Annotated in this window: 9 protein-coding genes; 5 read left to right on the forward strand and 4 right to left on the reverse strand. The window is 71.2% G+C overall.

Annotated features, from left to right (window positions below; translation table 11 throughout):
• The first annotated feature begins 25 nt into the window (after window positions 1-25).
• Window positions 26-1,702: a glycoside hydrolase family 13 protein gene (locus C3488_RS19275; protein WP_103841033.1), complete on the forward strand. Its 1,677-nt coding sequence runs from the start codon at window positions 26-28 to the stop codon at window positions 1,700-1,702.
• A 69-nt stretch (window positions 1,703-1,771) separates the two neighbouring features.
• On the opposite strand, the gene C3488_RS19280 is transcribed toward C3488_RS19275, so the two are convergent.
• The 4 genes from C3488_RS19280 to C3488_RS19295 all read right to left on the reverse strand — a co-directional run bounded on the left by C3488_RS19280 (window position 1,772) and on the right by C3488_RS19295 (window position 7,643).
• Complete coding sequence (locus C3488_RS19280) at window positions 1,772-3,064, reverse strand: acyltransferase (RefSeq protein WP_103841035.1); 1,293 nt, start codon at window positions 3,062-3,064, stop codon at window positions 1,772-1,774.
• Window positions 3,061-5,253 (reverse strand): glycosyltransferase, encoded by a 2,193-nt coding sequence (locus C3488_RS19285; protein WP_103841038.1) that lies wholly within the window; start codon window positions 5,251-5,253, stop codon window positions 3,061-3,063. The genes C3488_RS19280 and C3488_RS19285 overlap by 4 nt, the downstream gene beginning before the upstream one ends.
• Window positions 5,253-6,368 carry a hypothetical protein gene (locus tag C3488_RS19290; protein WP_103841040.1) on the reverse strand — a complete coding sequence of 372 codons (1,116 nt, stop codon included), beginning with the start codon at window positions 6,366-6,368 and terminating at the stop codon, window positions 5,253-5,255. The genes C3488_RS19285 and C3488_RS19290 overlap by 1 nt, the downstream gene beginning before the upstream one ends.
• Before the next feature lie 306 nt (window positions 6,369-6,674).
• Window positions 6,675-7,643, reverse strand: coding sequence for a LysR family transcriptional regulator (locus tag C3488_RS19295; RefSeq protein WP_103841041.1), 969 nt, complete (start codon window positions 7,641-7,643; stop codon window positions 6,675-6,677).
• Between the two features lie 83 nt (window positions 7,644-7,726).
• On the opposite strand from C3488_RS19295, the gene C3488_RS19300 reads away from it, so the two are divergent.
• The 4 genes from C3488_RS19300 (at window position 7,727) to C3488_RS19315 (ending at window position 12,249) form a co-directional block, all read left to right on the forward strand.
• Window positions 7,727-9,037, forward strand: coding sequence for an MFS transporter (locus tag C3488_RS19300; protein ID WP_103841043.1), 1,311 nt, complete (start codon window positions 7,727-7,729; stop codon window positions 9,035-9,037).
• 97 nt (window positions 9,038-9,134) lie between these two features.
• The gene (locus C3488_RS19305) at window positions 9,135-10,430 is read left to right on the forward strand and encodes an extracellular solute-binding protein (protein ID WP_103841045.1); all 1,296 of its coding nucleotides are present in this window, start codon (window positions 9,135-9,137) and stop codon (window positions 10,428-10,430) included.
• Entirely contained in the window at window positions 10,427-11,395 is a 969-nt protein-coding gene (locus tag C3488_RS19310) for a carbohydrate ABC transporter permease (RefSeq protein ID WP_103841047.1), read from the forward strand. Before C3488_RS19305 ends, C3488_RS19310 begins: the two co-directional genes overlap by 4 nt.
• Window positions 11,392-12,249 (forward strand): carbohydrate ABC transporter permease, encoded by an 858-nt coding sequence (locus C3488_RS19315; protein ID WP_103841049.1) that lies wholly within the window; start codon window positions 11,392-11,394, stop codon window positions 12,247-12,249. Before C3488_RS19310 ends, C3488_RS19315 begins: the two co-directional genes overlap by 4 nt.
• Window positions 12,250-12,256 lie beyond the last annotated feature (7 nt).

Genomic DNA, 12,256 nt, shown 5'->3' on the forward strand with positions numbered 1-12,256 from the left:
GACGTCCAAGGAGCAACGCACTCGTATGTCCGGTACCGCACCGTGGTGGCGCAGCGCCGTCATCTATCAGATCTACATCCGCAGCTTCGCCGACGGAAACGGTGACGGCGTCGGCGACATCGCCGGCATCCGCTCCCGTCTGCCGTATCTGAAGTCGCTCGGGGTCGACGCCATCTGGATCAACCCGTGGTACAAGTCGCCGATGGCGGACCACGGTTACGACGTGGCGGACTTCCGTGAGATCGACCCGCTGTTCGGCACGGTGGCCGAGGCGGAGGAGCTCATCGAGGAGGCGCACCGGCACGGGATCCGCGTCATCCCCGACATCGTGCCCAACCACACCTCCGACCAGCACGCCTGGTTCCGGGCGGCCCTGGCGGCGGGGCCGGGCAGCCCCGAGCGGGAGCGCTACGTCTTCCGGCCCGGCCGCGGCCCCGACGGCGCCGAGCCGCCCAACGACTGGGTCTCCTGCTTCGGCGGCCCCGCCTGGACACGGCTGCCGGACGGCGAGTGGTACCTGCACCTGTTCGCCCCCGAGCAGCCCGACCTCAACTGGGAACACCCCGAGGTGAGGGCCGAGTTCGAGTCGATCCTGCGGTTCTGGTTCAGCCGGGGCGTGGACGGGTTCCGTATCGACGTGGCGCACGGACTCGTCAAGCACCCCGAACTGCCCGACCTGCCGCCGCGCCCCGAGCCGGCGGGGGTGCTCGGCCCGCTCTCCCGCCGGGACGACACGGAGGAGCGCATCCGGCAGCACGTCGACCACCCCCACTGGGACCGTGACGAGGTCCACGAGATCTACCGCGCCTGGCGCAAGGTGGCCGACGAGTTCCCCGGCGACCGGTCGTTCGTGGCAGAGGCGTGGGCGGACACCCCCGAGCGGCTCGCCGCCTACGTCCGCCGGGACGGCCTGCACACCGCGTTCAACTTCGACTTCCTGATGGCGAGCTGGGACGCGAAGGACCTGCGCGCGGTCATCGACGACTCGCTCGCCATGCTCGGGGCGGTCGGCGCACCGGCCACCTGGGTGCTGTCCAACCACGACGTCATGCGCCACGTCAGCCGCTACGGCCGCAGGACCGTCAAGCGGTGGCTGGCCAACGAACGCTACGAGCCCGAAGGCCCCCTGGACCTGGAGCTGGGTATCCGGCGCGCCCGTGCGGCCGCCCTGCTGATGCTCGCCCTGCCCGGCGGCGCCTACATCTACCAGGGCGAGGAGCTCGGCCTGCCGGAGGTCGAGGACCTGCCCGAGTCCGTCCTGCAGGACCCGATCTGGGAGCGCTCAGGACACACGGAGCGCGGCCGTGACGGCTGCCGGGTGCCGATCCCCTGGTCCGGGCACAGCGCGCCGTTCGGCTTCAGCCCCGAGGGGGCCTCCGCCGCGCCCTGGCTGCCGCAGCCCGCCGACTGGGGCGAGCGCAGCGTGGAGGCGCAGAGCGGCGACGAGAGGTCGATGCTGGAGCTCTACCGTCGCGCCCTGCGCGTGCGCCGTGAGCACCCGGCGCTCGGCGACGGCACTCTGGTCTGGCTGGACGCTCCCGCCGGAGTCCTCGCCCTGCGCCGCGAACCCGGCTTCGTCTGCGTGGTCAACCTCTCGTCCGAGGCGTACCGGCTGCCCGACCACACCTCGGTCCTGCTGGCGAGCGGTCCCGTCGAGGACGGCCTGCTGGCACCGGAGCAGGCGGCCTGGCTGGCGGTGTAGCCGTCCGTGAGACACCAGGGCCGTCCGGTGCGTCCCCGCTCACCGGACGGCCCTGGTTCTGCCCGGGTCTCACACGGACCCGGCCCGCCTGCGTCCCGCCGTCCCGCTCCGTCCCGTACCGTTCCGTCCCGTTCCGTGCCGTGCCGCCCCGTTCGGCCACAGCCTCGGGCTCCGCCTGGCCGCCTTGTCCTCGATCCAGCCGAACGCCAGGATCGCCAGGCCGATCAGCGGCCAGATCAGGACGAACATCCAGAGCGTGTACGTCGCGTCCAGCGCCGCCACCGCGCTGTCGGCCTGCAGGAACGGGAGCTTGTAGAGCTGGTCCAGGATCGGGACCGTGGCCATGATCAGCATGTTGTGCCACAGGTAGATCGTGACCGCGCGGTTGTTGGACAGGGTCACCAGCCTGTCCCAGCGGCGCAGCCGGCCCGGGAGTTCCTGCCAGGACGGGGAGTACTGGAGGAGGATGACGACGAACCCGAAGGACCAGGTCGCCTGGGCCAGCGGGATGTCGTTCAGGTCCCAGCCGTCGGGGCCCTGGTGGCCCGACGCCCACCACAGGCCGAACGCCATCAGCAGGGCCGAGCAGGAGACGGCGACATAGCGGGGGACGCGGGCCAGAAGGCCCTCGTGGTAGGCGAAGCCGAGGACCCAGCAGCCGCCGTAGACCGCGAAGTCCGTCACCGCGTTGCCCGTCTCACCGGGGATCGTCACCAGGCCCGTGCCGACGATCGCCGTCAGGCCGAGCGGTGCCAGCAGTGTCGGCCAGGGAGCTTTCCGGAACGCCCACAGGAGCAACGGCGAGGCCACCACGAACCACAGGTATGCGCGCAGGTACCACAGCGGCCCCACCGCCTGCACCGCCCAGGTGTCCTCCAGCAGCCCCGACTTGGCGCCCAGGTGCCAGGGGAAGGGCGGGGCGCCGACCGGGATCACATAGTCGACCAGGCCGAGCAGGCCCCAGGTGCCGCCGTGGTCCCGGTCCTTCAGCGGGTTCCAGCCGCCCGCGAACATCAGCGTCAGGACGACCGCGCTGAACGCCCACAGCGGCGGCAGCAGCCTGCGCACCCGGCTCCTGATCACACTCGCTGCCGGGCGGCTGAGGGAGCGGGCCATCAGGGAGCCCGCCAGGGCGAACATCACGCCCATCGAGGGGAAGAGCACGGTCAGCCAGGCCCAGCCGAAGAGGTGGTAGACCACGACCCGGACCAGGGCCAGGGAGCGCAGGAGGTCCAGGTAGCGGTCGCGGTCCGGTGTGCGGGCTTCGGGGCTCTTCTTCTCCGCCTCCCGCTGCTGCGGGATGCCGTACGCCGTCGTCGGCTCCGGGTCCGCGCCCGTGCCGGTGGTGTAGCCGCGGGTCATGCCACGGGCCTCCGATCACCGTGCGGCCGCGGGTGCGCCACGGAGCCGCTCGGCGCCTCCACGACACCGGTGCGCCGCAGCTTCTGCCAGCGCAGCCGGCCGCCGGTGAGCGCCGTGATCCAGGACTGGAGCAGCACGACGTACATGAGCTGGCGGTAGAGGATCTGCTGCAGGGGGAGCGAGAGCAGGTGTGTCATGCGTTCGCGGTCGAGGCGGAAGGCGTACGCCGCGCAGGCGGCCTGGATCGCCAGGACGCCCAGCCACGCCACGACCGTCTTCTGCGTCGGGCCGAACACCACGCCGTACAGCAGGAAGACGTCGATGAGCGGGGCCAGCAGCGGGGCCACCACCATGAACAGGGAGACCAGGGGAAGACCCACCCGGCCGAAGCGCCCGGACGGGCCGCGCTCCAGCAGCGCCCCCCGGTGCTTCCAGATGGCCTGCATGGTGCCGTACGACCAGCGGTAGCGCTGGGACCACAGCTGCTGGACCGTCTCCGGCGCCTCCGTCCAGGCGCGGGCGTTCTCGGCGTACACCACCCGCCAGCCGTCCCGGTGCAGCGCCATGGTGATGTCGGTGTCCTCGGCGAGCGTGTCGTCGCTCATGCCGCCCACCCGTTCCAGCGCGGACCTGCGGAACGCCCCGACCGCGCCGGGGATCGTCGGCATGCAGCGCAGGATGTCGTACATGCGGCGGTCGAGGTTGAAGCCCATCACGTACTCGATGTGCTGCCACGCGCCGATGAGGGAGTTCTTGTTGCCGACCTTCGCGTTGCCCGCGACCGCGCCGACGCGCGGGTCGGCGAAGGGCTGGACCAGTTCCCGGACGGTGGCCGGTTCGAAGACCGTGTCGCCGTCCATCATCACGACCAGGTCGTAACGGGCGTTCGCCACACCGCGGTTGAGGGCGGCCGGCTTGCCCGCGTTGAGCTGCCGTACGACACGCACGTCGGGCAGGCCCATCGCCTCCACGATCCGGGCCGTGCCGTCGGTGGAGCCGTCGTCGACGACGACCACCTCGATGGGGTGCTCGCTCGTCATCAGGGAACGGACGGTGTTCTCGATGCACTTGGCCTCGTTGTACGCGGGCACCAGCACCGACACCGGTTCGGTGACCGGCGGCCCCCAGCGGAAGCCGCGGCGGCGCACCCGGCGCGCGTGGACGCCGGAGAGCAGGAGCATCAGCACGAAGCGGCCGATGACGAGGCTGCCGACCACCGCGAGGCAGACCACCATGACGTCGGTGACCTTCTCGGAGGCCTGGACCAGGAAGATCCACGCCTTGCCCTTCCACGCGTCGAGGCCGGTGACCGGGGTGAGCGCGCTGGGCGCGCCGAGCGCCTCGGTGAGGTTCTGGAACCGGTAGCCCTCGGCCTGGAGTCCGGGCAGGAACCGGTCCAGCGCCTGCACCGTCTGGTGGCGGTCGCCCCCGGAGTCGTGCATCAGGACGATCGCGCCCTTGCCGCCGTGCGGGGTGGCACGGCGGATGATCTCGGCGACGCCGGGCTTCTGCCAGTCCTCGCTGTCGGTGTCGTTGACGACGGTGATGTAGCCGCGGCTGCCGATGTAGTCGGTCACCGGCCAGGACTTGTCGTCCATGGCGTCGGCGAAGGAGGAGTACGGCGGCCGGAAGAGGGACGTGCGCACACCGGCCGCCCCGCTGATCGCGAGCTGGTTCGTGGACAGCTCCCAGTCGATGCGGCGCTTCGACTGGTAGGACAGGTCGGGGTGGTTGAAGGTGTGCAGGCCGACCTCGTGGCCCTCCGCCACCATGCGGGCGACGAGGTCGGGGTAGCGCGAGGCCATGGTGCCGGTGACGAAGAAGACCGCGTGCGCGTGGTGCTTCTTCAGCACGTCGAGGACCTTGGGCGTCCACGTGGGGTCGGGACCGTCGTCGAAGGTGAGGACCAGGCGGTGGTCCGGCACACGAATGGTGCCGGTGCGGCCGCTGCGGGTGTCGATGACCGGGCCGCCGTCCAGGATCTGCTCCGGGACGTGGCCGGTGGCCGCCTCGGGCCGGATGCGGTGGTCGGCGAGGATCTCGCTGTGCACGAAACCGCGCAGCATCAGCATCGTCACGAGGGCGACGAGGAGGAGCGTGGGCAGCAGAAGGCGCATGGGCACGCGGCGGCGCCGGGCACCGTCGGGGGCGCCGGGCGCGGCACCGCGACGGCGGGTGCGGGATGCCATCAGAGGACGTACTCCGGGGAACGGGAGAGCGAGGAGGACCCGGCGGCGTCTTCGGCGACGGGGGTGTTCGTGTCCGGGCCCTCGGCCACCGGCGTCGGCGTGCTCGGACCGTCGGCGACGCTGCCCATGCCCGGGCCCGTGCTGCCGCCGTCCGGGCTCGGCGACGGATCGGGCGAGGGGTCGCCGCCCGCCGAGGGGCTCGCGGCCGACGGGATCGAGACGGGCACCGACTGGCGCGGACTCGGCGTCACGCCGGACCCCGGGTTCCTGGTGGTGCTCGTGGCGGACGGCCCGGGATCGGCGGAGGTGCCCGGACGTCCTGGGCTCGCGGAGGCACCGGGCGCGTCGGCGCTGCGGCCCGGCGACGCGGTTGTGGCACCGCTCGCCGACGCGCTCACGCCCGGGGCGGGGCTGCCCGACACGGACGGCTGCGCGGACCGGGAGGGCAGCGGCGGGCTGTCGACCTTGCTCGCCGGCACGTCCTCCTGCTCCCTCGGCACCGGCAGCCAGGGCGCGGCGGAGTTGCCCGACAGCAGGGTGGCGACGATGACGGCGGCGTAGGCGGCGCAGGCGAGACCGATGGCGATGCCGATACGGCGCAGTCGGCGCCCGCGCCGTCCGGACTCGTCCACGAAGACCGGGCCCTCGGAGCCCTCCCGGCCGCCGGGCTCCCCGTGCTCGGCCTGCCCGGGTCCGGCTCCGAACCGCCAACCGGTGCCGTCGAGCTGGACGGTCACCTCGTGCGGGTCGTGGGTGTGCTCGGTGTCGGCCGAGCCGTGCCGGGCGTCCCGGCGGGCGGTGCCGCCGCGCTGTGCGGGGATGACCTGGGTCCCGGCCGGGTCCGGCAGGCCGGGGCGACCGGCGGCCCTGGGAGGAGGAAGCTCGGTCCCGGTGACCTCCGCACGTCGCGCGCCGGCACCGGCCTTGACGACGGACTCGGCCTCGGTGACACCGGGGCGGCCCGCGCGACCGGCCCGGTGAAGGACCTCCGTCTCGGTGGCCTCCGGCAGGCCCGCGCGCCGCGCGGCCCTCGGAAGGAGTTCCGTCTCGGTGAGGTCCGGCAGGCCGGCGCCCGCGCCCGCACCGGCTCGTGGCAGGACCTCGGTCGCGTCCATGCCCGTCAGGCCCGCACCCGCGCGCAGCGTCTCCGTTCCGCCGAACTCCGCAAAGGAACGGATGTCATGCCCGCCGACTGGGACTTCTCGGGTCGCCGATGCGGCATCGGGCCATTCCGGTTGGGCGTCTTCCCGCCACTTTTCCACGCGCGCACATCCCCCCACGGGACAGTTCCGGGCGCGCCTACGACCCCGGACACCCGTCGACCGGACCAGGCCCCCACCTGGCCCGAGCGCCCCCCTCTTACCAAGTCCTTGCCCGGGCCATGAATGTAGCGCATGTGGGGGATGTGTGGTTCCGATGCGCTAATTCCGGGTACTCATGGTCTCCGCGTCATTGGCTGGAATCCATCCATCCACGGGCCGCCGCAGCCACCCCTCCGCTGCGGCGACCTCGGCCGAGGCCCGTCGAAGCGCGTCGAGTCCCGGATGCGTCAGCCCTTGTCGCCACACCAGCGAGACAGGTGAGAGGGGTACGGGATCGACGAGCGGACGCCGCACCGTGCCGGGCAGCGCCGGGAAGTCCACCACGGCGAGAATCGGATGGCCCGTCCTCGCCATGATCCGCTGGAACTCCTCGTCCCCGACGGCCAGCGGAACCGGCGGCGCGACCCGGATGTCCCGCCCGTCGAACAGACGGTGCGCGAGGTCGGTCCACTCCGGGGTGCGCGGGTTCCCGGCGCCCGCGTACACCGTCTCCCCGGCAAGGGCGGCCAGCGGCACCGCCTCCAGCGACGCCAGGCGGTGGCCCTCGGGCAGGACGACCGCCATCGGCTCGTACCGCACGGGCTGCTGGTCGAGTCCGGCCCGCAGCGCCGGGGGGAGGCCCGCGAACCGGCCGAACGACGCGTCGAGCCGGCCCGCGAGCACTTCGGCCGCGGCATACGTCAGACCGCTCTCGTAGCGGGCCATCAACTCCAGATCGGGGACGAGCGCACGAGCCCTGTGCAGCACCCGGCGTCCGGTGACCAGCCCCGGGGAGTTCAGGTCCACCAGCAGCGGCCGTGCCTGCCCGAAGGCGGCGAGGAGTTCGTCCTGCGCGTCCAGCACGCGGCGCGCGTACGGCAGCAGGCGCTCGCCCTCGGGGGTCAGCGTGACCTGCCGTGTGGTACGGACGAACAGTTCGGTGCCCAACTCCCGCTCCAGTCTGCGGATGTCCCGGCTCAACGCCTGCTGGGCGAGGTAGAGGCGGGTCGCGGCGCGCGTGAAGTGCAGTTCCTCCGCGACGGCGAGGAACGCGCGGAGCAGGCGTGGGTCGACGGTGGCGGCGGGCATCCGGCGAACTTACAACCCAGGTGCGTCAATCGCCACGGAGTAAGTGTTGGACCCCAGGTCACGGGCCGGGCGACGCTTCCCGCATGCCGCAGCCCTCCTCCCGCAGACCACTGCTGTTCACCGTCACCCAGGACACCCTCGTCGCCGCCGACCTCACCCCGCGCACCGCCGGCCCGGCGTCCGCCCCGCGCAACCCCTACCGCCGGTTGTTCACCCACCCCGGCACCCGCGCCTTCACGGTCGGGAACCTCATAGCCAGGCTGCCCATCGGCATGTTCAGCGTGAGCTCGGTCATCATGATCGCCGGTTCCCGGGGCTCGTACGCCCTCGCCGGAGCGGTCACCGCCACCGGCCTCGTGGCCACCGCCGCGGTCGCGCCCTGGGTGGCACGGCTCGTGGACCGGCACGGCCAGGCCCGGATCGCCCTGCCCGCCACGCTGTTCGCGCTGCTCGGGAGCCTCGCACTGGTCCTGTGCGTGCACTACGACGCCCCCGCCTGGACCCTGTTCGCCGCACAGGCGGCCACCGCCACCACCCCCAACATCGGCGGTCTGTCCCGCGCCCGCTGGGCCCACCTGTTCCGGGACGCCCCGGACGCCCTGCACACGGCGAACTCCTTCGAGCAGGCCGCCGACGAGATGTGCTACCTGCTCGGCCCGGTGCTCGCCGCCTTCCTCTGCACCCGGCTCTTCCCGGAGGCCGGCTCTCTGACCGGCGCCTTCCTGCTGCTCAGCGGCATGCTGATCTTCACCAGCCGGCGCGCCACGGAACCGCCGCCGAGCCGCCGTCCGGGCACCCGGCCCCCGCTGCGCGCCCCCGGTATGCCCCCGCTCCTGCTCGGCCTGCTGGCCACCGGCGCGGTGTTCGGCGCGATGGAGGTCGCCACCGTGGCGTTCGCGGACGCCCAGGGGCACAAGGCGGCCGCCGGCCCGGTCCTCGCCCTCCAGGCCGCCGGTTCGTGCGCCGCCGGACTGCTCTACGGCGCGCTGCGGCCCACCGGCCCCGCCGAGCGCCGCTACGCGTGGTGCCTCGCGGCGATGACGGCCCTCATGACCCTGCCCCTGCTCGCGGCACGCACCACCGGTTCCCTCGTCGCCCTCGCGCCCGCCCTGCTGCTCGCGGGCATGGCCACCGCCCCGACGATGGTCACGGCGATGGTGCTGGTCCAGCGGCGCACCCCCGAGGGCCGTTCGAACGAAGGCATGACCCTCGCCGTGACGGCCCTGCTCGGGGGCGTGGCCTGCGGTTCCGCCGTCGGCGGCTGGGCGGTGGAGCACCTGTCCCCCACCGCCGGTTTCGCCCTCCCCGCGACCGCCGCGGGCGTCGCCCTGGCGATCACCCTCGGGCACAGGGCGGTCGAAGGAATCCGCACCGATTCGTGCGCCACCCATTGACGCGGTCAGAACGCCCACATACCTTCCCCCGTCGAAGCGATTCGATGAGCCATGCGTGATGGCTCCGACACCCATCCGACTCCCGCGGAGGCACTGGATGTTGACAACACGACGGCGTGTGGCGGCGACGGCTGCGGTGGTCCTGTCCGGATCCCTGCTCCTGGCCTCCTGCGGTGGCTCGGACAGCGGCTCTTCCGACAGCAAGACGCTCAAGCTGTGGCACTTCGAGGGTCCGGACAGCGCGATGGGCGCCGCCTGGAACGAGGCCATCAAGGAGTTCGAGGCCAAGCACCCGGGCGTGAAGGTGAAGTTCGAGGAGAAGGGCTTCGAACAGATACAGAAGACCGCGCCCATGGTCCTCAACTCCTCCGACGCGCCCGACATCATGGAGTACAGCAAGGGCAACGCGACGGCGGGCCTGCTGTCCAAGCAGGGACTTCTCACCGATCTGACTCCCGAGGTCACCAAGCGCGGCTGGGACAAGAAGCTCAGCGAGGGCGTGAAGACCATCAGCCGGTACGACGCCAACGGCATCATGGGCTCCGGCAAATGGTACGGAATACCCAATTACGCCGAGTACACCATGGTCTTCTACAACAAGGACCTGTTCAAGAAGTACGGGATCGCCGAGCCGAAGACGTTCGACGACCTGACGTCCGCGATGGACAAGTTCGTCGCCAAGGGCATCACCCCGCTCGCCAACGCCGGCGCCGAGTACGTGGCCCAGCAGTACCTGTACCAGCTCGCCCTGTCGAAGGCCGACCGCTCGTGGGTCGACAGGTACCAGCTGTACAAGGGCAAGACCGACTTCCACGACGCGGCCTGGACGTACGGCGCGACGACCTTCGCCGACTGGGTGAAGAAGGGCTACATCAGCAAGACGTCCAGCGGCACGAAGTCCGAGGACGCGGGCGTCGCCTTCATCCAGGGCAAGAACCCGATCCTGTTCTCCGGCAGTTGGTGGTACGGCCGCTTCAAGGCGGAGAACAAGTTCGACTGGGGCACCTTCCTGTGGCCCGGTTCCAACCTCACGCTCGGGTCCGGCGGCAACATGTGGGTCGTCCCCAAGGGCTCCAAGAACAAGGACCTCGCCTACGACTTCATCGACATCACCATGTCGCCGAAGATCCAGAACCTGCTGGGCAACAAGGGCGGCGTCCCGGTCGCGGCCGACCCCAACGCCATCACCGACCCGCAGGCCAAGACCCTCATCGCCAACTTCAACACCCTCTCCCAGCGCGACGGCCTGGCCTTCTACCCCGACTGGCCCGTCCCCGGCTTCTACGACACCCTCATCTCCGAGACCCAGAAACTGATCACGGGCAGTGAGCAGCCCGACGCCTGTCTCAGCGCGCTGCAGAAGGCGTACGACCAGGGCGTGCCGAAGCAATGACGATCACCACCGAACGGGGTGCGCGGGCCGTCGGCAAGCGCCCGCACACCGGCCCGCGCCGCCCCCGCTCCCAGACCTCGTACGCGCTCTTCCTGCTCCCCGGCATGCTCGCGTTCCTCGCCGTGATCATCGTCCCGTTCCTGATGAACACGGGCATCGGCTTCACCGAGTGGAGCGGCATCGGCTCGCCGAAGTGGACCGGGCTCGACAACTACCGCCGACTGCTCGACGACAGCGAGTTCTGGGCGTCGTTCCGGCACAGCCTGTTCATGGTCGTCGCCATGGCGGTCGTCCCGACGATGATCGGACTCGTCCTCGCCGCCGCGCTGTTCGACTACATCGGCAAGCACTTCGGCAGCAGGACGGCCGCCGTGCTGCGCGCCTGCTTCTACCTCCCGCAGGTGCTGCCGATCGCCGTCGCCGGCATCGTCTGGAGCTGGATCCTCGCCTCCGACAACGGCTCCCTGAACGCGCTGCTGAAGGCGGTCGGCCTCGGCTCCTGGCAGCAGGACTGGCTCGGCGACCCGGACGTCGCCCTCTACAGCGTCATGGGGGTGATGGTGTGGGTGCAGATCGGCTTCCCGCTGGTCGTCTTCATGGCGGGGCTCCAGCGCGTCGACCCGCAGTTGTACGAGGCGGCCGAACTGGACGGCGCCGGCTGGTGGCGCCGCTTCTGGCACATCACGCTGCCGCAGATCAGGCCGGAGATCTATGTGGTGCTGACCTGGTGCACGGTCGCGGCGCTGAAGGTGTTCGGAGCGGTGTACGTGCTGACGAAGGGCGGCCCCGGCGGGGCGACCGACGTCCCGTCGTACTTCTCCTTCACCACCTTCTTCGAGAAGACCCAGGCCGGGTACGGCGCCGCGATCTCCACCGTCCTCACCGTGATCATCCTGCTCCTCGCGATGGTGGGCCTGAAGCTGCAGACCCGCGCCGAGGACGCCGAGGAAGGGGCCCGCGCATGACCGCCGTACGCACCGAGATCCGCACGCGGCCCCGCACGGCCCTCGGCCGCTACCCCGTTCTCGTCGCCCTGTGCATCGCGGCCCTGTTCATGGTGCTGCCCTTCCTGATCGTCGCCGTCAACGCCGTGAAGTCCCCCGCCGAGTACTCCCAGCACGGGCCGCTGAGCCTGCCGAAGGGCCTGTACCTGGACGGTCTGAAGGACTTCTGGCAGCGCGTCGACTACGGCCAGAAGCTCCTCAACTCCTTCCTCATCAGCGGCTCGGTGGCCGTCCTCGCGGCGGTGCTGTCCGTGCTGAACGCGTACGCGATCGGCATCGGCCGCATCAAGGGACGCACCTGGGTGCTGGCCTTCTTCGTGCTCGCCAACGTGCTGCCGCAGGAGGCGCTGGTCTACCCGTTGTACTACCTCAGCAAGCAGGCCGGCCTCTACGACACCCGGCTGAGCGTGATCATCGTCTTCACGGTGATCCAGGCCGCCTTCGGCACCTATCTGCTCTCCTCCGTCCTCGGGCAGTTCCCGCGCGAGATCATCGAGGCCGCCCGGATCGACGGGGCGAACAAGTGGCAGGTGCTCTGGCGGATCGTGGTCCCGGTCAGCCGGCCCACGATCGGAGTGCTGCTCGTCTTCTTCTTCATCTGGACGTGGAACGAGTTCCTGCTGCCCCTGGTCATGCTGATCTCCAACGACAACCAGACGGTGTCGGTGGCGCTCGGCGTCCTGCAGGGCCAGCGTCTGATGGACGCCACGATGACCAACGCGGCGGCCCTGCTGGGCGTCCTGCCCGCCATCGTCTTCTTCCTCGTCTTCCAGCGGACTCTCACCCGCGGCATCGCCGTGGGTGCCGTCAAGTAGGGGGCAC

It is taken from the genome of Streptomyces sp. Ru72 (genome assembly GCF_002920635.1).
In the GTDB taxonomy this organism is placed as follows: Bacteria; Actinomycetota; Actinomycetes; order Streptomycetales; family Streptomycetaceae; genus Streptomyces.